We start from the raw sequence: 19,640 nt of genomic DNA on the forward strand, positions 1-19,640 counted from the left end.
GCTCCTGGGGGGAGGGGGCCGACGGTTCCCCGTTTTGTATACCAAATTGAGAGTGATGGGCAAGGGTGAAGATCGGCAGAGGTGATTTGATCACGTCCTTTCCCCAGTGAAGGGTTTCGGGGGGCCGTCATTTTGGTATACGAATTCTTCTGGATCCGTTCTCGCCCTCCTCGGGTCCCGCCGATATTCGGGTGCGCCGGACACGGCCGGATGGTGCAATCGCCCGATGGGACAAGCGACAACCATGACGGTCGACCGCGGGCGGTTCGAGGACGCGGTCACCCCCTGGGAGCAGGCGGACTGGCGGGCGGCAGCCCTCGGATGGTCCGAGCGCGAGCTCGCCCGGCACGGCCTGGCGGAGACCGGACCCCGCGAGGTCAGGGTCCGGCCCTGGTCGATCCTCGTGCGCTTCCGGACCGGAACCGGGGAGCGCGAGGCGGTGTGGTTCAAGGCGAGCGCCCCGGACGCCGCCTTCGAGGCCGCCCTCGGGGGCGCGCTCGCCGAGTGGGTGCCCGAGCACGTCGTGACCCCGCTCGCGGTCGACGCCGAGCGGGGCTGGTCGCTCCTCCCCGACGGCGGACCCCTCTTCCGGCACGTCCTCGACGCCGGCGGCGCCGGGCCGGAGTCCTGGGAGGAGGCGCTCGGCCAGTACGCGCGGATGCAGCGGGCCCTGACCCCGTACACGGACCGGATGACCGACCTCGGCGTGCCCTGCGGCCGCACCGGCCGGCTGCCGGTCGTCTTCGACGGCCTCGTCGAGGGCAACGCCACCCTGGACCCGGACGCCCGCCGGGCCCTCCGGAAGCAGCGGCCCCGGCTCCTCGACTGGTGCGACGAGCTCGACGCGTACGGCATCCCGGACTCGCTCGACCACTGCGACCTGCACGACGCCCAGCTCCTCGCCCCCGCCGCCGGCCGCTTCACCTTCTTCGACTGGGGCGACGCCAACATCGCCCACCCCTTCACCAGCCTGCTGGTCCCCGCCGGTGCCGTCCGGGAGCGCCACGGCCCCGAGTACGTGCACCGGCTGCGCGACGCCTACCTCGAACCCTGGACCGACCTGGGACCGTCCCTCCCGGAGCTGCGCCGCGCAGCGGCGCTCGCCACCCGGCTCGCCGCGCTCGGCCGGGCGGTCTCCTGGTTCCGCCTCTTCCCCGGGACCCCGGACACCGGGTGCGCCGAGGCGAGCGCCCACTGGGTGAACGAACTCTTCGCCGATCACTCGCCGCTCGTGTGACGGAAGCGGATCCACAGGGGCAGCGCGAACCAGCACAGCAGGTACCAGGCGAGGACGCCGGCGACGAGCCAGGGCACGTACGCGTCGTGCGTGACCACCCGCAGGACGAGGAAGAGGGCCGACGTCAGGGTCGCCAGGAGCAGGATCAGGCCGACGAAGGTCAGGCGTGACGCCCAGGTGACCGCCCGGGGTTTGATCCGGCGGCCCGCCACGATCCGGTGGAGGGCGACGGGGCCGATGAGCGCGCCCGTCGCCAGCGAGCCGAGGACGACCGTGACGATGTACGTCGTCTTGTCGGTCTGCTGGAGGCCCTGGAAGTGCGGGGTGAACGCCACCGTGAGGAGGAAGCCGAGGAGGATCTGCACGCCGGTCTGCGCCACCCGGATCTCCTGCATGAGATCCGTCCAGCGCCGGTCGGCCCGCTCCTCCTCGGTCTCGTTCCGACCGTGCCGCACCCCGTCCCGAGGCCCCTGCCGAGACCTCTCCGGCGGCTTCGGGTCCGCCTCCATAGAGGCCTCCTCCTCCATAGAGGTCTCCTCGGATCAGGCGCGGCCCGCGGCCTTCTGGCTCCGGCGGGACAGCGAGTCGACGACCACGGCGGCCAGCAGGACCGCTCCGGTGATCATGAACTGCACGGCGTTGCTGACACCCATGATGTTCATGCCCGACTGGATGGATCCGATCACCAACGCGCCGAGCAGGGCGGACCAGACCGAACCGCGCCCGCCGAACAGGCTCGTACCGCCGATGACGGCCGCCGCGATGACGTTCATCAGCAGGTTGCCGCCGCCGGAGGTCTGGCTCGCGGACTGGATCTGCCCGGCCAGGAAGATGCCGCCGACCGCCGCCATGAACCCGGAGATCGAGAAGACGCTCATCCGGACGAACGGCACGCTGATGCCCGCGCGGCGGGCGCCCTCGATGTTGCCGCCGACGGCGAAGATCCGCCGCCCGTACGTCGTACGGCGCAGCACGAAGTCGAGGAGCACCAGCACGATCAGGAAGATGAGGAGCGCGAGCGGGAGTCCTTGGTACTGGTTGAGGATGTACGCCGCGACGAACGCGATCGCCGCGATGACGACCGTACGGAGCACGATCTCGGCGACCGGGCGGAACGGCACCCGGGCGGCCTGGCGGCGTCTGGCGTCCAGGAGCGAGGACGCCAGGAAGAGCCCGACCCCCACGGCCGCGGTCACGTAGGCGGTCGCGGGACTGTGGAAGATCGTCGAGTAGAGCTTGGAGACGATGCTCTCGCTCGGGATGTTGACGGTGCCGCTGGTGCCCAGGATCTGGAGCATCAGACCGTTCCAGAACAGGTTGCCGGCCAGGGTGACCACGAACGCCGGCACGCCGACCTTCGCGAAGAAGAAGCCGTGGATGAGCCCGACGGCCGCGCCGCCCGCGAGCGCGACGAGCAGCGCCAGCCACTCGTTCATGCCGTTCAGGACGTTGAGCACGGCGAAGATGGCGGCGCACAGACCGCTGACGGAGCCCACGGAGAGGTCGATCTCGCCGAGCAGCAGGACGAAGACGATGCCGACGGCGATCATGCCGGTGCCGACGATCTGCTGACTGAGGTCGGAGAGGTTCTGCGCCGAGAGGAAGGTGCTGTCGAGGCTGCCGAACACCGTCCAGATGATGATCACGGCGACGACGACCGGCAGCGACCCCAGCTCTCCGCTGCGCAACCTGCGGCGGAACTCCCCGAGATACCCCTTGAGGCCCTCCTCGCGGACGAGCAGCCGGGTGTCGACCGCCGGCATGGACTCGGGCGCCGGTTCCTGGGTGGCGCCGTCTCCGGCGGCTCGGTCCCGTCTCATCGCTCCTCCTCCCGCTTGCGGGCCTGGCGGCGGGTGACGGCGCTTTCGGTGGCCCCGGTGATGGCGGAGATGATCTCCTCGGTGGTCGTGGAGCGCTTGTCGAAGAAGCCGTTGTTCCGTCCCAGGCGCATGACGGCGATGCGGTCGGCGACCGCCATCACGTCCACCATGTTGTGGCTGATCAGGATGGTGCCGAGCCCGTGGTCACGGAGCCGCTCGACCAGGTCGAGGACCTCGGCGGTCTGCTCCACGCCCAGGGCGGCGGTGGGCTCGTCCAGGATGACGACCTTCGGCTCGCCGATCAGGGAGCGGGCGATCGCCACGGTCTGCCGCTGGCCGCCCGAGAGGGAGGCGATCGGGATCCTGACGCTGGGGATCCGAATGGAGAGGGTGTGGAGGAGCTCGCGCGAACGCTGCTCCATCCTGACCTCGTCCAGGACGCCGAAGCGGCGCAGCTCGCGGCCGAGGAACAGATTGCCGACCACGTCCAGGTTGTCGCACAGGGCGAGGTCCTGGTAGACGGTGGCGATGCCGAGGTTCTGGGCGTCGTGGGGCCGGTTGATGCTGACCGGCCGGCCCTGCCATTCGATGACGCCCTCGTCGGGTGGGTTCACTCCGGCGATCGACTTGACGGCGGTGGACTTGCCGGCGCCGTTGTCGCCGACGAGGGCGACGACCTCGCCGGCGTGGACCTCGAGATCGAAGTCCTTCAACGCCTGGACCGCGCCGAACCGTTTGGAGATCCCCCGCAGGGTGAGCACGGGTGGCTCCGGCAAGGGAACCGCCTCCTCCGCTGCCGTGGACCGCTCCGCGGCTTTTCGGGACCGGCTCTTGGGGACCGGCTATTCGAGACCGGCGTCCTTGCAGGCCGCCGCATAGGTCGGAGTGCAGATCTCCTGGACCGTGTACAGCCCGTCCTTGACGACGGTGTCCTTGATGTTGTCCTTGTTCACCACGATCGGGTTGAGCAGCTGGGCCGCGACCTTGCGGTCGCCGTCGCTGGTGACGGTGGTGGGTACCAGGTCGGACGACAGCTTCTTGCCCTCGGCCAGGTTGACGGCCATAGTGGCGGCGATGTCGGCCTCCGGCTTGTACGGCTTCTCGACGGTGAAGGTCTGAGTGCCGATCAGGATGCGCTGGATCGCGTCGAGTTGGGCGTCCTGGCCGGACAGGGGCACGTTGATGCCGGCCGCCTTGAGGGCCGTCGCGATACCGGCGGCCAGTCCGTCGTTGGCCGAGTAGACACCGACGATCTTGTCCTTGCCGAGGGAGCTGATGGCGCCGGACATCTGCTGGTTGGCGTTGTTCGGGTCCCAGTTGGGAGTGTCGTACTCCTTGCCGATCTTCACCTTGCCGTCGAGGACGGAGTGGGCGCCGGCCTTGAACTGGCCCGCGTTCGGGTCCGTCGGCGACCCGTTGTGCATCACGATCACGCCGCTCTTGGCCTTGTCGCCGAGCGCGGCGAGCAGCGCCTTGCCCTGCAGCTCGCCGACCTTGTGGTTGTCGTACGAGACATAGGCGTCGACGGGGCCCTGCGCGAGGCGGTCGTACGCGACGACCTTGACGCCCGCGTCATGGGCCTTCTGGACGGAGGACTGGATGGACTTGGCGTCCACGGCATCGAGGATGAGGACCTTGTCGCCCTTGGCGAGCGCGGTGTTGACCTGCTGTTGCTGGGTCGTGGCGCTCTCCGCGGCGTTGTAGTAGTCGATCTGGGCGTTGGGCGCCAGCTCCTTGATCTTCTGCTCGATGTAGGGCCGGTCGAACTTCTCGTACCGCGTGGTCTTGCTCTCCGGCAGCAGCAGCCCGATCTTGACGTCCCCCTGTTTCTCGCTTCCCGCGCCCAGGGCCGACGCGCTCGTCGCCACCACTCCCAGGGAGAGGGCCGCGGCTCCGGCCAGGGCTATCGCGCTCCGCAATGTGCGAGTCATGGGTGGCTCCTTCCGTACGCCCCCTCTCCCTCACCTCGTGAGCGCGGGAACGAGGATGTACATATGGCCTCTCTATCGACATTAGCCGCAACCTGGGGACCGGCAAGCGGGTGAAGGGCGGTGCGGGCCGTCGGGGCGAGGCTGGCGGGAGACCGCCCGGAGTGGGAGGATTTGTGTGAAGCGACAACGAGTCCGCGCCGGCGCATCCGCTTCCGGCGGGGTCTCCCGTCGAACGAAGAAGGCGACATGCCTGCCATCACGGAAACCATCGACATCTCCCGCAAGCCCGCGGAGGTCTTCTCCTACGTGACCGACCCGACGCATCTGCCCGAGTGGCAGGAGAGCGCCGTCTCGGTGCGGAAGATCGGCGACGCCCCCCTCGCGGTCGGCTCCAAGGTCGCCGTCACGCGGCGGCTCGGCAAGCGGGAGTTCACCTCGACCATGCAGGTCATCGAACTGGAGCCGCCGAGGCACTGGCACGTGCACGGCATCGACGGCCCCGTGCGCGGCGACATCCAGGGCACCATCGAGCCGCTGGACGACGGCGAGCGCTCCCGCCTGACGCTCTCCCTCGACTTCGAGGGGCACGGCATCGGCAAGGCCCTCGTCCCCCTCGTCGTCCGCCCGCACGTGCGGAAGGAGATGCCGAGGGACGAAATGATCCTCAAGGGCATCCTGGAGAGCGGCTCGACCGCCTGACGCGGGACGACGGGACGTCAGCCTGTGGAGACCGGCCGCTCGAAGAAGGTCTCCAGGGACACCGTCGCCTGCGTGCCGCTCACACCGTCGATCGCGTACAACCGGCGCAGCACGTCCTGGAGTTGGACCGTGGTCGCGGTCCGCACCTTCACCAGGACCGAGGCGCTGCCGGCGATGACGTGCGCCTCCTGGATCTCGGGGATCGCGGCGAACTCCGCCGCCGAATCCCCGATCCAGGAGGACGAGTCGACCATGACGAACGCCAGTACGTCCTGTCCGAGCGCCGAGGGATCGACGTCCACGGTGGTGCGGCGGATGACGCCGCGCTCCCGCAACTTCCGCACCCGCTCGTGCGCCGCGCCCGCCGACAGACCGACCGCCTTGCCCAGCACCGTGTAAGCCTGTGTGGCGTCCCGCTGGAGCTCGGCGAGCAGTGCCCGGTCGATGGCGTCCAGAGTCCCCTCCGTCATTCCCATGCCGGAAACATACGTCAGTAGTGATTCCTCATCGCCGTGCGCACCTCGGCGAGGGTCACGTCGGCCACCGCCCGGGCCCGCTCGTTCCCCTCGCGCAGGACCCGGCGCAGGTACCCGCGGTCCCGTGCGTACTCCGCACGGCGGGCCCGGATCGGCGCCAGGTACTCGTTGACCGACTCCGCCACCGTCCGCTTCAGCACGGCCGACCCCGCGGAGCCGATGTCGGCGGCGACCTCCTCGGGGGTACGGCCCTGACAGAGGGCCGCGAGCAGCAGGAGGGACGACACCTCGGGGCGGCCGACCGGGTCGTAGGAGATGTGGCGCTCGGAGTCGGTCTTCGCGCCCTTGATCAGCCGGGCGGTCTCGTCGGCGTCGGCGGCCAGGCTGATGGCGTTGCCCCGGCTCTTGCTCATCTTGGTGCCGTCCGTGCCGAGCAGCAGCGGCGCCTCGGACAGCAGGGCGTCCGGCTCGGGGAAGACGGCGGTGCCGTTGCCGTAGCGTTCGTTGAACCGGCGGGCGACGGTCCGGGTGATCTCCAGGTGCGGCAGCTGGTCCTGGCCGACGGGAACGAGATCGGCCTTGCAGAACAGGATGTCGGCGGCCTGGTGGACGGGATAGGTGAACATCAGGCCGCTGACGGCGGACTGCCCGGAGTGGGCGATCTCGTCCTTGACGGTGGGGTTGCGGTTCAGCTCGGCCACGGACACCAGGCTGAGGAAGGGCAGCAGCAGCTGGTTCAGGGCGGGGACGGCACTGTGGGTGAAGACCGTGCTGCGCTCCGGATCCACGCCGATGGCGAGGTGGTCGAGCACCAGCTCCTCGACGCGCTCGGCGAGGTGGTCCGCCACGTCGCGGTCGGTCAGGACCTGGTAGTCCGCGATGATCACGAACAGCTCCACCCCGAGGTCCTGGAGCCGCACCCGGTTGTGCAGGGTGCCGAAGTAGTGCCCCAGGTGCAGCCGCCCGGTGGGCCGGTCCCCGGTCAGTACGCGGAACCTCCCCGGCTCCTCGAGGATCTGCTCCTCCAGGACCGCGCTGCGTGCCTTGGCGGCGGACGTCCCGAGCGCGTCGACGGAGGGGGCGGTGGTGGCGGGGGCGGGGGCGGTGGTGGTGAGGGTGCTCATGGGTTCTCCCGGTGTGGGTCGGCGGCGCCGTCGGGACGACAGGACCCATGAGCCAGGGAACGCAAAGGGCCGTTCGTCCGAACGGCCCGGTCGTGCGCGAGTAGTGGCCGCTCCTAGGAGGAGCGCCACCAGCTGAGGCACGACGACAGATGCATGGACCCAGCATAGCGCCCCGTGACCGGAAAACCACGGGGCGCCGTCGAGCAGGACGCGCGGAGAGCGGTCAGGACAGCAGGACCGGGAGGTCGAAGAGGTCGTTCTGGGTGACGACCGGCTTGTTGCGGAGCTCCTCGCGGGGGACCGCCAGACGCAGCTGCGGGAAGCGCTCGTACAGGGCGGGCAGCGCCACCGAGGCCTCCAGGCGGGATAGCGCCGCGCCCGGGCACACGTGCGGGCCGTGACCGAAGGAGATGTGCCGGTTCGGCGTCCGGGTCACGTCGAACTCGCCCGCCGTCGGACCGTGCTGCTCCTCGTCCCGGCCGATCGCGCCGAACGACACGATCAGCGCCTCGCCCTTCGGCAGCACCCGGTCGCCGACCTCGATGTCCTCGGTGGCGAAGCGGATCAGCACGTGCGAGGTGGGCGTCGACCAGCGCAGGGTCTCCTCGATCACGTTCTCCCACGGCACCTCGCCCTTGAGCACCAGGGCACGCTGCTCGGGGTGGGTCTCCAGGGCGACGACGGCGTTCACGATCAGGCTGATCGTCGTCTCGTGCCCGGCCGCCACCATCAGCTGGAGGGTGTTGGTGATCTCCTCCGTGGTCAGCCGGTCGCCGCCCTCCGACGCCTCGATCAGCGCGCTCGTCAGGTCGTCGCCGGGCTTCTCCGTCTTGCCCGCCACGATCCCCGCGAACAGCGCACCCAGGTCCGCCATCATCTGCGGCACCTCCTCGGGCGGCGTCTGCGTCGAGAAGAACTTGTCGAACAGCGCCTTCATCCGCGGGTGGTCGGCCGGGTCGACACCCATCAGCTCGCCCACCACGTTCATCGGCAGCGGGTACGCGAACTCCGCCTTGAGGTCCACGACCTCACCGGCCGGGAGCCCGGCCAGCCGGTCGAGCATCCCCTCGGTCAGCGACTCGATGCCCGCGCGCAGCCGCTCCACCCGGCGCGCCGTCAGCGCCTGCGCGACCAGCGTCCGCAGCCGCCGGTGCTCCTCGCCGTCGACGGTCAGCATCGACCGGCCGGGGTTCGCGAGACCGATCAGCGGCCAGTCCAGGGGTATCTCGCCGCGCTGCCACGCACCCCACACGTCGATGTCCTTGACGAGACGGGCGTCGGTGAGCAGCTTGCGCGCCTCGGCGTGCCGGGTGACGGCCCAGCAGGGCACCCCGCCGGGCAGGACGACACGGGCCAGCGGCCCGGCCTCGCGCAGCCGGGCGCTCTCGCCGTCGAGATCGGCGACGAAGGGGTCCAGGGTGATCACGGCGGCGTCGGATCCGGCGGTGTGGTCGTACGGGCAGCTCATCCGAGGGCTCCAAGGGCGGGGGTCGGGGTGTACGTCACGGGCAGCGCGGAAAGGCCGCGCAGCCAGGGGGAGGGGCGGCGGGCGAGGGCGCCCTCGGCGACCGCGAGGTCCACGTCCGGCAGCCGGTCGAGCAGCACCTCGATGCCGGTACGGGCGATGGTCTCGGCGACCTCCTGAGCGGGGAACGGGCAGCGGTGCTCGCCGTGGCCGAAGGAGAGGTGCGCGTTGTTGCCGCCGGTGAACGCACCGGCGTCGGTGCGCACGTGCGGGTCGGAGTTGGCGGCGGCCAGGCCGAGCAGCAGCAGGTCGCCCCGGCCGATCCGCCGCCCGCCGAGGTGGGTGTCCCGCGAGGCCCACCGGCCGGCCACGTTCTGGGTCGGGGTGTCCTCCCACAGGACCTCGTTCATCGCCTCGCCGACGCTGTGCCGGCCGCCGGCGAGCGAGGCCGCGAACCGGTCGTCGGTGAGCATCAGGCGCAGCGAGTTGCCGATCCAGTCGGCGGTCGGCTGGTGGCCCGCGGCCATCATCACCATGAGGTCCTGGGCGACCTCCTCCAGCGTGAACCCGGCCGTGTTGGCGAGCATCCGGGAGGCCACGTCGTCGCCCGGCGCCTCGGCCTTGGCGGCGAGCAGCGCGAACATCGACCCGGCCAGGTGGCGCTGGCCCTCGAGCGCGCCCTCCTGGCCGTTGATCATGTCGTTCATGGCGGTGACGAGGCCGGGGCCCTGCTCGTCGGAGAAGCCGTAGCAGCTGGCGAGGACCCGTACCGGCAGCAGCATCGCGTACTCGGCGATGATGTCGCAGGAACCCTTGCCGCACAGCGCGTCGATGAGCTCGTCGGCGAAGCGCTCGGCACGCTCCTTCAGGACGAACGGGTCGATCGCCTCCAGCGCGTCGGAGACGACCCCGGCCCGCTCTCGGTGCCGCTCGCCGACGGTGTAGAGGATGGACGGCTGCTTGCGGCCGATCATGGGCAGCAGCGGCCAGTCCGCCGGGATGCCGTCCCACTGGTTCCACAGCTCGGAGTCGCGCGAGAAGAGGACCGGATCGCTGGTGACCTGGTGCAGTTCGCGGTAGCCGAGGACCAGCCAGGCGGGCACGTCCCCGTCGAGCACGACCGGGGCGACGGCCCCGTGCTCGCGTCGTATCTGCCGGTACAGCTCGGTGGGGTCGGTCTGGAACCGGGGCCCGCTCAGCGGGACCGGCTGGGGCTCGGGGAGGGTCACGGGGCGGGCTCCGGGATCGGGTGGGGGGTCGGCTGCGAGGCCGCGGCGACGACGGTCCGCAGGTGTTCCACGAGGGAGATCAGCACCTGCTTGCTGGACTCGCGCGACCGGGCGTCGCAGAAGACCAGCGGGACCTCGTCGGCGAGGTCGAGGGCCTCGCGGATCTGGGCGGGGGTGTGGGCCGGGCCGCCGAAGTCGTTGCAGGCGACGACGAACGGCGTGCCGTGGTGCTCCAGGCGGTCGATCGCGTACCAGGAGTCGGCGAGCCGCCGGGTGTCGACGAGGACGACCGCGCCGAGCGTCCCGGAGAACAGCCGGTCCCACAGGAACCAGAACCGTTCCTGGCCCGGCGCCCCGAACAGGTACAGGACGTTGTGCGCGTCCAGCGAGATCCGGCCGAAGTCGAAGGCGACCGTGGTGGCCGTCTTCGCGGCGACGCCGACGGTGTCGTCGACGCCCTCGCCGGCCTGGGTCATGGTCTCCTCGGTGTTCAGCGGACGGATCTCGCTGACCGAGCGGACCAGGGTGGTCTTGCCGACTCCGAAACCGCCGACGACGACGATCTTCAGTCCGTTGTCGGCGGTGCTGTGCAGGGTCCGGCGCTGTTCAGAGGTTACGGAGTCCAACGAGCACCTGCTCCAGGATGTCGTGATCGGGAAGGCGGTACGAGGCACGGGGGTGCCGTGCGCTGATCCGGCCGGTGTCGTGCAGGTCGGCGAGGAGGATCCGCGTGATCGACACCGGCAGACCGAGCCCCGCCGCCACCTCCACCACCGCCGTGGGGAGACGGCACATGCGCAGGATCGCGGCGTGCTCGGACTGCATGCCGGCGACCGGATCGCTCTCGGAGACGACGAGCGTCACCAGGTCGAAGGCGTCGGACCCGGCGCGGCTGCGGCCGCCGGTCAGGGTGTAGAGCCGGTCGGGTGAGTCGTCCCGGCCCGGCCTGCCGCGGCTCATCCCCGGGGCCTCGCGACCAGGTGCTCGCCCAACTGCTCCACCAGCTCGGACATGTTGTGGCCCACGAGCCCGGCGTCGGCGTCCTCGTCGGCGACCAGCGCGAGGTGGGCGCCCTCGCCCGCCTCCACGATGAACAGGATGCCGCCGTAGAACTCGGCCATCGCGGAGCGCACCCCGCCCGTGCCGTCGCCGAACTCCACGGAGGCGCCGTGCGACAGGCTCTGGATGCCGGCGGCGATCGCGGCGAGCTGGTCGGCCTGGTCGACGGAGAGCTCGGGGGTACGGCAGAGCTTGAGCCCGTCCCGGGAGAGCACCAGGGCGTGACGGGTGCCCGGGGTGCGTTCGAGCAGGCCCTCCAGGAGCCAGCTGAGCTTGTCGTCGGTGGTGGTGCCGGTCATGACGGGGAGCCTTCCGGGAGCGGGGAGTTCGAGGACGGCGGCGGGGTCCGGGGGGTGGACGGCCGGCCGTCGGAGGGGTCGGACGGGGCGGGAGGGGCGGGGGCCGGCCGGGTGGCGGCGTGCTCGGGAGCGGGCCGCTCGGTGGCGGCGGACTCGTCGGCGGCGCGCCGAGCGGCGACGGCCTCGGTGGGCTCGGTGGCGGGGCCCTCGGCCGTGGTGGGCTCGGCGGCGGTGGGCTCGGTGGCGGGGCCCTCGGCGGCGGTGGGCTCGATGGCGGGGCCCTCCGTCGCGGGGTGCTCGGTGGCGGCGCCCTCCGTCGCGGGGTGCTCGCCGGTCGTCGTCAGCGCGTCGGGAGCCGTCCCGGCCCCGGGCGTCGGGGTGCCGACGCCGCGGACCGCCTGGCGGAAGCTGCCGAAGCGGGTCGCCGCCCCGGCCGCCGCGCCGGTGCGCGGGCCCGCCGCGCGCGGCTTCTCGGCGGCCTCGGGGCCCTCGGGGTGGGCGGCGGCCATCGCCCGGCCGCGGCGGCGGCGCGGCAGACCGCTCTCGCCGAACCGCGGGTGCTCGCCGGTGCTTTCGGCCGCGCTGTCGTGCGTGGTCTCGGGCTCCACGGCCGCCGCGGCGGGGGCCGGCGTCGGCGTCGCCGGGCCGCGGCCCGTCACGGGCGGCAGGCCGGCGGCGGGCGTGGCCGGCGGCTCGACGGGCGCGTGGCTGATCAGCTCCTGAGGCAGCATCAGGAGGGCGCCGGTGCCGCCGCGCGCCGAGGGGCGGAAGGACACGGTCAGGCCGTGCTTGCGGGCCAGCCGGCCGACGACGGCCAGGCCGAGCCGGGTGCCGGAGAGACCGGCCAGGTCCTGCGTCGTCGCGCCGACCGCGGCCTCCGCGCGGCGCAGCTGCACGTCGCTCATCACCAGGCCGCTGTCCTCGACCGCGATGATGACGCCGGCCGGGACCTCCTCCACGTAGACGTGGACCTCGGCGGTGGGCGGCGAGAAGTTCGCGGCGTTGTCCATGAGTTCGGCCAGGGCGTGCATGACGCCCTCGGCCGCGTGTCCGGCGACGGCCGCGTCGCTGCTGGAGTGCAGCCGCACCCGCTGGTAGCCGCCGATCCGGCCCATGGCGCCGCGCAGGATCGACTCCATGACGATGGGGCGGGCCCAGCGCCGACCGGACCGGGCTCCGGTCAGCACGGCGACGGAGTCGGCGAGACGGCCGGCCTGGGCGGTGCGGTGGTCGAGGTGGAGCAGGTCGGCCAGGACGTCCTCGTCGGCGTGCCGGTGCTCCATCTCCCGCAGGTCGGCGAGCATGCTCGTGGCGAGGGCCTGCATGCGGCCGGCCGCGTTGGCCGCGGCGGCCATGGCGGCGGACCGGCCGGACTCGGCCCGGCGCAGCCGGGCCTCGAGGCGCTTGATGTCGTCGGCCTGAGCCTCGGTCAGCTCGGCGGTCCGGGCCGTGTGGGCGCGGACCAGTTCCTCGGTCCGCGCGGTGTGGGCCGCCGCCGCGGCGGCGGCCTCCGTCTCGTACCGCTCCTTCAGCGCCGCCGTCTCGCGCGCCGCGTCGGCCGTGTGCCGGGCGGCCCGGGCCTCCAGGGAGGCGAGTTCGGCGGTGAGGGTCTCGGCCCTCCGGCTCAGGGAGCGCGAGGTCCGCCCGTACCAGGTGACCGCGAAGGCGGCGGCCGCGAGGAGCAGCACGCCGCCGCCGGCGAACCAGCCGAGTGCGGGACGGACCCCGGCCGGCGCCGCGGCGGTCGCCGCGACGGCGAGCGCGCCACCCGCGGCGGCTGTCAGCAACGAGGCGAGCAGGGCAGGGCGGAAGGGGGTGGACGGCGCCGACATCAACCAGACTCTCGAGAACAGGCACACGGGGGAGTCGTAACGACGGCACTATAGAACCGATCTTGATCGGTTCGGAACCTCCCTTGATCGGATCGGTATTCAGATTACGGAATATGCATCGAAAGTGATCAGCTCGACGATGCGGAGGGAGCCGCGTTCCGCCACACCGTCAGATCGAGCGTCATGTAGGTGCTCGGCGAGTCCTCCGGCGAGAAGGCCTTGACGGTGACCAGGCCGAGATGGCCCGTACCCGTCGTGACACAGACCTGACGGCCCGGCGACAGCTTGTTCACGTAGATGTTCTGGGTGAACCGGGTCTCCGCGCGGCACGCCTCGAGGGAGCCCTCCTGACCCGGGTCGAGCAGGACCAGGTTGCCGCCGCTGCTCTCGGCGTCGAGGTAGCCGCCGGTGTCGTAGGAGAGGTCGTAGTTGTTGTCCTCGCCGTCCTGGGGCCGTACGTCGGTGTCCCCGAGGGTCAGGTGGTAGCCGGCCGTGAGGTCGATGTTCTTGTACGTGGCGGCCTGCGGGGCCGGCGCCGTCGAGGGCTTCGGGGCGGAGCTCTCCGTCCCGGTGCCCGTCCCGGTCCCCGTGCCCCCGCTGCCCTGCGTGCTCGGCGAACTCTTCCCGTTGGGCTTCCCGCCGCCGTTCGAGACGGCCTGTCCACCCTTGTCCTTGTCCTTCAGCAGGACGTAGGCGGTCGCGCCGCCCGCGACGGAGAAGGCGAGGACGGCGGCCACGGCGATGACGAGACCGCGCGAGCCCCTCTTCTTCGGCTGCTGGGGCGGCTGCTGGGGCGCGTACCCGGCCGGCGCAGGCCCGCCGGGGTAGGGCTGCTGCGGGTACGCGGGACCGCCGGGGCCCTGCGTCGGCGCGTACGCCCCGGTGCCGGGACCCTGGGTGGGCGCGTACGCCGGGCTGCCGGGGCCCTGTGTCGGCGCGTACGGGTACGCGGGCGCCGGACCGGCGGCGGCCGGCGGGGGCACCGGGGTCGACGAGGCGACGGGCGCCGCCGGGGCGGTGGGGGCCGTGTGCGGCGGCGGTCCGTACCCGGGCGGCGGGGTGGACGGCGGGGTGGACGGCGCGGCCGGCGCCGTCGGCGCGTACCCGGGCGGTGCCGCTGTCGGTGCCGGTGCCACTGTCGGTGCGGTCGTCGGCGGCGGGGGCGTCTGCGGGGGAGCGGGCGCCGCCGCGCGGGCGGTGATCTCGGCGGAGACCGCGCCCGGCAGCCAGTCCTCGGGCCGGCGCAGCACCGTCGCCGCGTTCGCGGCCTGGCAGAGGCTGATGATCTCGGAGAGCGACGGCCGGGCCTCGGGGTCCTTCGCGAGGCAGCGCGTGACCAGCTCGGTGAGCCGCTCCGGGACGGCGCTCAGGTCCGGCTGCTCGTGCACGATCCGGTACAGCACCCCGTGCCCGGTGCCCTCGCCGAAGGCCGGGACGCCCGTCGCCGCGTACGCCGCGACCTGACCGAGCGCGAACACGTCCGTGGCAGAGGTGACCTTGCGTCCCGCCGCCTGCTCGGGAGCCATGAACGACGGCGTGCCGATGGTGACCCCACTGCCCGTCAGGGAGGTGGCGTCGGCGGCGTGGGCGATGCCGAAGTCGATGACGCGGGGCCCGTCGGAGGCGAGCAGCACGTTGGACGGCTTCAGGTCGCGGTGCACGATGCCCGCGCCGTGGATGACGTGCAGGGCCTCGGCCATGCCCGCGACGAGCAGCAGCACCGTCTCCACGGGCAGCGCGCCGTGCGAGACGACCGCGTCGGCGAGCGAGGGCCCCGGCACGTACGCGGTGGCCAGCCACGGCTGCGCGCCGTCGGGGTCCGCGTCGATGACGGGCGCGGTGAACAGCCCCTGGACGCGCTGCGCGGAGCGCACCTCCTGCGCGAACCGGCGGCGGAACTCCGCGTCCTCGCCGAACTCGGGACGGATCAGCTTGATCGCGACCGGCCGGCCGCCGGGCGTGTACGACAGGTACACCTTGCCCATGCCGCCGGCGCCGAGCCGGGCGGCGAGCCGATAGCCGGCGACCGTCGTCGGGTCGTCCGCCTCCAGCGCCTTGAACACCTCGGAGCCGCCCCGGTCCGCTTGCTGACCGCCCATGAAACCCATGTCTCCCCACGCAGAACACTGTTTGCAGGAGGGCACCCTACCGGTGGTCCGCGCCTTCGGACTCCTCCGTCCCGACCTCCGCGCCCGTGAGCCCGGCGCGCTCCGCGAGCGCACCGCCCTGGAAACGGCTCTCCGCCCCCAACTCCTCCAGGAGATCGGCGATGTGACGGCGGCAGGTGCGCAGCGACATCCCCATCCGACGGGCGATCACCTCGTCCTTGGCGCCCTCCGCGAGCAGCCCCACGAGCGCCCGCCGCAGACTGGGCCCGACCTCCTTGTACGCGGCCCCGCTGGTGCCCCGGAACGGCACCGCCCCCGACCAGTGCTGCTCGAACACCCGGCAGAGGTACGCCACCACGTCGGGGTCCCGGACGAGGACCGCCCCCTCGCCCGTACCGCCGTCGGCACGCCGGGGCAGGAAGGCCACGGACCGGTCGAACACCACGGCCCGGTCGGGCAGTTCGGCGGCGGTGCGGTACTCGGCGCCCGCCTCGGTGAGCCGCTCCACGTACCCCTGGGTGGACAGGCTGGACCGCGCCGAGTGCTGGTACAGCGTGCGCATCCGCACGCCCCGCCGGAGCATCGCCACGTCCCGTTCGACGGCGTCCCCGAGGCGGTGCGCGGCCCGCCCGCCGCCGGGCTGGATGCTGAACACCTCCTCCCGGCAGCGGGCCGACTCCTCGGTGAGCATCGCGGAGGCGGCCGCCATGTCGGGCAGCACGTCGAGGCCCTCCCGACGGCCCTGTTCGCGCCGGGCGGCGCGGTACCTCGGCATCAGGGAGTGCAGATCGTCGCGGAGCGACTGGGCGTGCGCGGCGGCCCGTGCGAGCTCCGCCTCCAGCGGGCCGACCACTTCCGCCGCGGCGGCGTCCGGGTTCACCGGGATCAGTTCCTCGGGCCGGCCGGGCGCCGGACGGAGGAGACGGAGCCGCCTCAAGGTGCGGCAGGCGGCCTCCACTTCCTCCCGGCCGAGGCCGAGGTCGGGAAGCCCGTCCGGCGGCCGGTTCGCGAGGCCCCCGTGTTCCAGTACGTACGCGAAGACGGCGACGGCCCCGGCGTCCAGCCGAGGCATTCCGTCCACATCCACCCCAGTAGTCACGCATTTCCCCCGTGATGCGGCCCTGCTACTTCCGTGCCATGCAGGGTATTGCCAGGTCATGGCGCTGGACCAAGCGGGCTCGCCGGGATGAACTGGTGGTGTCCGGCCGAGGGAAACCCCATCAGGCCGACATACGGCGTGAACGCGCCAGACACGGAGCTTCCCGCCCGCCCCACTCCTCTCCCGAACCAGGAGCCGCACCATGTCCGTTGCCGTCCGCTGCCTCCTTCTCCTCGCCGTCCTGCTCGCCGGCGGAACGGCCGTCGCCCCGGCGGACGACGCACCGGAGACGACGCGGACGGTCGCCGCGGACCCCATGGACACCAGTTGGGGCGACGAGTACGTCCGGCCCGAGCAGTAGGGACACGCTGCCCTCCCACTCGTCACCCCTGCGAAACACGAGGACGAAGAGCGTGTCGTCACCCACCACGAATCCCGACCCGGCCGGCCCCCGGCGGTCGCGCACCGAAAGCGCCGCGGACCGGGCCCTGTTGACCGACATCGTGCACGCCGTGATCGCCCGGAGCGCACCCGAGGCCGAGTGCTCGGACTGGAGCGTCGAACCAGGTGAGTTCTGGTGCCACGTCGTGCCCGGCGGGGCCGTCGCGCGGGCCCAGGGCTGGAAGCTCCACGTCCCGGCCACCCCGCTCTCGGCGCCCCTGGTCCTGGCCCGGTCCGCCGAGGTGCTCGTGGCCCACCGCGCGGCCTTCAAGTTCGCCGGGACTCCGGCCAAGGCGGCCGCGCTGGTGTCCGGGCGCTTCGCGCGCGGCGGGGGCGGCAAGTTCCTGACCGTGTACCCGGCCGACGACGAGCAGTTCCGGCGGCTCGCCGAGGAACTCCACCGGGCCACCGAGGGCCTGCCCGGCCCCGCCGTCCTCTCCGACCGGCGCTACCGCCCCGGCAGCCAGGTCTTCTACCGGTACGGAGTGTTCAAGGGCGTCCGGGAACTGACGCCCGACGGCTCCTTCGCCGCCCGTCTCACCGACCCCGAGGGCCGGCCGGTCGCCGACGAGCGCAACGCCTGGTTCAGCCCGCCGGCCTGGGCCGGAGACCCGTTCCCCGACCGTCCCGCCGCACCCGCCCGCAGCACGGCCACGGCCAGGCCCGTCCTTCTCGGCGACCGCTTCCTCGTACGGGGCGCGATCCAGCACTCCAACAAGGGCGGGGTGTTCCGGGCCGAGGACACCCGCACCGGCGCGCAGGTCGTCGTCAAGCAGGCACGGCCCCACGTGGGCGCCGGCCTCGAAGGCCTCGACGTCCGGGACCTGTTGCGCCGCGAGGCCGCGCTGCTCGAACGGTTCGGGCGGGTGCGCCCCGACCGGGTCCCCGAGCCGGTCGAGGTGTTCGAGCAGCAGGGCAGCGTGTTCCTGGCCACCGCGTCGGTCCCCGGGGCGACGCTCCGGCGCACCGTCGCCGAGCGCCTCGCACGGGACGGCGGCGGCCGCCCCGACGACCGTACGGCCGACTCCCTGGTCCGGCAGCTCGTCGAGCTCGTCGCCACCGCCCATGAACTCGGCGTCACCCTGCACGACTTCAACCCCAACAACGTCATGGTCACCCCGGACGGACGGCTCGTCCTCATCGACCTGGAGATGGCGGCCGGGGAAGGGGAACGGTGGGTGCTCGGCGCCACCCCCGGCTACACCGCCCCCGAGCTGCGCGCCGCCGACCAGGTGGCCCCCGCCCTGCCGCCGAGCGTCGACCTGTACGCCCTCGGCGCCACCGTCCTGCACGCCCTGAGCGGCGCCGACCCGCTCTTCGCGGAGGACCTCCCGCGGGAGACGGCCCGACCGGACGAACGGCGCCTGGCGGACCTCGTGGACCTCCTGGCCCGCGACCACCCGCTCGTACGACGCTTCTCGCCGCTGATCCGGGGGCTGATGCGGGACGCACCCGAAGACCGCTGGACCCTGGACCGGGCACGGGAGTTCCTCGACGGAGGCCGAGGAGGCGACGGGGCTCCGGGGGAACACCCGGACGCGGGCCGGGCCCCCGGGGCACGCCCGGACGCGGCGGCCACGCGCGCGCGTCTCCTGCACGACGGCATCGCCCACCTGTTGGCCACGATGCGACCGCACGACCCCGAACGGCTGTGGGTCTCGGACTCGTTCGGCGAGACCTGCGACCCGGTGGCCGTGCAGCACGGCTCGGCCGGCGGCGTCGCCCTCCTCGCCCGGGCACTGGACCACTGGGACGCGGGGCTCTCCACCTCCGTGAACGGTGCCGTGACCCGTGACGCACTCGCCGAAGGCCTCCGCTCCGCCGCCCGCTGGACGGCGGAACGACAGGAGACGCTGCCGAGCGCGCTCCCGGGGCTGCACTTCGGGCGTGCGGGCACGGCCTGGGCCCTGCTCGACGCCGCCCGGGCCCTGGACGACACGGCCCTGACGGACCGGGCCGTCGCCCTTGCCCTCGGTCTGCCCCTGCACGGGCCCAACCCGGACGTCTGCCACGGCGTGGCCGGCTCCGGCCTCGCACAGCTGCACTTCTGGCGCACCACCGGGGACCCGCGGTTCCTGGACCGCGCCGCCGAGACCGCGGACGGACTGCTCGACGCGGCGCGGCGCACCCCCGAAGGGGTCTTCTGGCCGGTGCCGGAGGACTACGGGTCGGCGCTGGCCGGAGCCTGGCACTACGGCTTCGCGCACGGCGTGGCCGGGGTCGGCACGTTCCTCCTGCTCGCGGCGGAGGCCACCGGGGAGGAACGGTTCCTCACCGCGGCCACCGAGGCGGGGGCCACCCTCGTGACCGCCGCCCGCAGCGGACCGGCGGGGACGCTGTGGCCCGTCGACCGGGCCCGCCACCTCTCCGACTCCCCGGAGCTCGCCCGGCACTGGTGCAGCGGCTCCTCCGGCGTCGGCACCTTCCTGGTCCGGCTCTGGGCGGCGACCGGCACGTCCGACGAGGCCCTGCGCGAGCTGGTGGACGGCGCGGCGCTCGCGGTGCGGGCGGGCAGGGCGACCGACTCGCCGGCCACCTGCCACGGGCTCGCGGGGAACGCCGAGTTCCTCCTCGACGCCGCCGAACGGACCGGCGACGAGAGCCACCGCGCCGCCGCCGAACTCCTCGTCGAGCACCTGGCCGCGCAGGCCGTCCTGCGCGACGGACGTCTCCTGGTGCCCGACGAGAACCGCAGGACCGTCCTCGCCGAGTACGCCACCGGCCTCGCCGGGAGCCTCTCCCTGCTGCTGCGCATGCGGTGCGGAGGCCCGCGGGCCTGGCTGCCCGAGGGCAGGCCGGCCCACCCCTGAGTGTCCGGCGG

Annotated in this window: 18 protein-coding genes; 4 read left to right on the plus strand and 14 right to left on the minus strand. The window is 72.8% G+C overall.

All coding sequences use genetic code 11. The features are described from left to right. Positions 1 to 226: 226 nt before the first annotated feature. Positions 227 to 1,237: an aminoglycoside phosphotransferase family protein gene (locus tag SVTN_RS35340; protein WP_041132741.1), complete on the plus strand. Its 1,011-nt coding sequence runs from the start codon at positions 227 to 229 to the stop codon at positions 1,235 to 1,237. On the opposite strand, the gene SVTN_RS35345 is transcribed toward SVTN_RS35340, so the two are convergent. The 4 genes from SVTN_RS35345 to SVTN_RS35360 form a co-directional block, all read right to left on the minus strand. After that, positions 1,219 to 1,764, minus strand: a complete 546-nt coding sequence (locus tag SVTN_RS35345; protein ID WP_425429032.1) for a DUF6328 family protein — start codon at positions 1,762 to 1,764, stop codon at positions 1,219 to 1,221. The genes SVTN_RS35340 and SVTN_RS35345 overlap by 19 nt on opposite strands. A gap of 15 nt (positions 1,765 to 1,779) precedes the next feature. Beyond that, the gene (locus SVTN_RS35350) at positions 1,780 to 3,057 is read right to left on the minus strand and encodes a sugar ABC transporter permease (RefSeq protein ID WP_041132743.1); all 1,278 of its coding nucleotides are present in this window, start codon (positions 3,055 to 3,057) and stop codon (positions 1,780 to 1,782) included. Next, positions 3,054 to 3,833 (minus strand): ATP-binding cassette domain-containing protein, encoded by a 780-nt coding sequence (locus SVTN_RS35355; protein WP_041132744.1) that lies wholly within the window; start codon positions 3,831 to 3,833, stop codon positions 3,054 to 3,056. The genes SVTN_RS35350 and SVTN_RS35355 overlap by 4 nt, the downstream gene beginning before the upstream one ends. A gap of 66 nt (positions 3,834 to 3,899) precedes the next feature. Next, positions 3,900 to 4,988 (minus strand): substrate-binding domain-containing protein, encoded by a 1,089-nt coding sequence (locus SVTN_RS35360; RefSeq protein WP_041132745.1) that lies wholly within the window; start codon positions 4,986 to 4,988, stop codon positions 3,900 to 3,902. 246 nt (positions 4,989 to 5,234) lie between these two features. Here SVTN_RS35360 and SVTN_RS35365 point away from each other — a divergent pair, with 246 nt between their 5' ends. Further along, complete coding sequence (locus SVTN_RS35365; RefSeq protein ID WP_041132746.1) at positions 5,235 to 5,687, plus strand: SRPBCC family protein; 453 nt, start codon at positions 5,235 to 5,237, stop codon at positions 5,685 to 5,687. A 17-nt stretch (positions 5,688 to 5,704) separates the two neighbouring features. On the opposite strand, the gene SVTN_RS35370 is transcribed toward SVTN_RS35365, so the two are convergent. From SVTN_RS35370 to SVTN_RS35415, 10 genes are all read right to left on the minus strand, one after another. Then, on the minus strand, positions 5,705 to 6,142 hold the full coding sequence (locus SVTN_RS35370) for an Lrp/AsnC family transcriptional regulator (protein ID WP_041134581.1): 438 nt from the start codon (positions 6,140 to 6,142) through the stop codon (positions 5,705 to 5,707). Between the two features lie 35 nt (positions 6,143 to 6,177). Then, positions 6,178 to 7,287, minus strand: a complete 1,110-nt coding sequence (trpS, locus tag SVTN_RS35375; protein WP_041132747.1) for a tryptophan--tRNA ligase — start codon at positions 7,285 to 7,287, stop codon at positions 6,178 to 6,180. A gap of 223 nt (positions 7,288 to 7,510) precedes the next feature. Next, positions 7,511 to 8,755, minus strand: a complete 1,245-nt coding sequence (locus SVTN_RS35380; RefSeq protein WP_052499486.1) for a cytochrome P450 family protein — start codon at positions 8,753 to 8,755, stop codon at positions 7,511 to 7,513. Next, positions 8,752 to 9,981 (minus strand): cytochrome P450, encoded by a 1,230-nt coding sequence (locus SVTN_RS35385; protein ID WP_041132748.1) that lies wholly within the window; start codon positions 9,979 to 9,981, stop codon positions 8,752 to 8,754. The genes SVTN_RS35380 and SVTN_RS35385 overlap by 4 nt, the downstream gene beginning before the upstream one ends. Further along, the gene (locus tag SVTN_RS35390) at positions 9,978 to 10,607 is read right to left on the minus strand and encodes a GTP-binding protein (protein WP_041132749.1); all 630 of its coding nucleotides are present in this window, start codon (positions 10,605 to 10,607) and stop codon (positions 9,978 to 9,980) included. Before SVTN_RS35390 ends, SVTN_RS35385 begins: the two co-directional genes overlap by 4 nt. After that, positions 10,588 to 10,941 (minus strand): DUF742 domain-containing protein, encoded by a 354-nt coding sequence (locus SVTN_RS35395; protein WP_041132750.1) that lies wholly within the window; start codon positions 10,939 to 10,941, stop codon positions 10,588 to 10,590. The genes SVTN_RS35390 and SVTN_RS35395 overlap by 20 nt, the downstream gene beginning before the upstream one ends. Then, positions 10,938 to 11,339, minus strand: coding sequence for a roadblock/LC7 domain-containing protein (locus tag SVTN_RS35400; protein WP_041132751.1), 402 nt, complete (start codon positions 11,337 to 11,339; stop codon positions 10,938 to 10,940). Before SVTN_RS35400 ends, SVTN_RS35395 begins: the two co-directional genes overlap by 4 nt. Then, a complete protein-coding gene (locus SVTN_RS35405; RefSeq protein WP_063782302.1) occupies positions 11,336 to 13,171 on the minus strand; it encodes an ATP-binding protein in 1,836 nt (611 codons plus the stop codon). Before SVTN_RS35405 ends, SVTN_RS35400 begins: the two co-directional genes overlap by 4 nt. A 128-nt stretch (positions 13,172 to 13,299) precedes the next feature. After that, positions 13,300 to 15,270 carry a serine/threonine-protein kinase gene (locus SVTN_RS35410; RefSeq protein WP_041132752.1) on the minus strand — a complete coding sequence of 657 codons (1,971 nt, stop codon included), beginning with the start codon at positions 15,268 to 15,270 and terminating at the stop codon, positions 13,300 to 13,302. A gap of 46 nt (positions 15,271 to 15,316) precedes the next feature. Next, positions 15,317 to 16,351 (minus strand): hypothetical protein, encoded by a 1,035-nt coding sequence (locus SVTN_RS35415; protein WP_052499487.1) that lies wholly within the window; start codon positions 16,349 to 16,351, stop codon positions 15,317 to 15,319. 229 nt (positions 16,352 to 16,580) lie between these two features. On the opposite strand from SVTN_RS35415, the gene SVTN_RS44485 reads away from it, so the two are divergent. Then, positions 16,581 to 16,739, plus strand: coding sequence for a hypothetical protein (locus SVTN_RS44485; RefSeq protein ID WP_159026553.1), 159 nt, complete (start codon positions 16,581 to 16,583; stop codon positions 16,737 to 16,739). 52 nt (positions 16,740 to 16,791) lie between these two features. Further along, on the plus strand, positions 16,792 to 19,629 hold the full coding sequence (gene lanL, locus SVTN_RS35420; protein WP_052499488.1) for a class IV lanthionine synthetase LanL: 2,838 nt from the start codon (positions 16,792 to 16,794) through the stop codon (positions 19,627 to 19,629). Positions 19,630 to 19,640: the final 11 nt, after the last annotated feature.

The sequence above is a fragment of the Streptomyces vietnamensis genome, from assembly GCF_000830005.1.
Lineage (GTDB): Bacteria > Actinomycetota > Actinomycetes > Streptomycetales > Streptomycetaceae > Streptomyces > Streptomyces vietnamensis.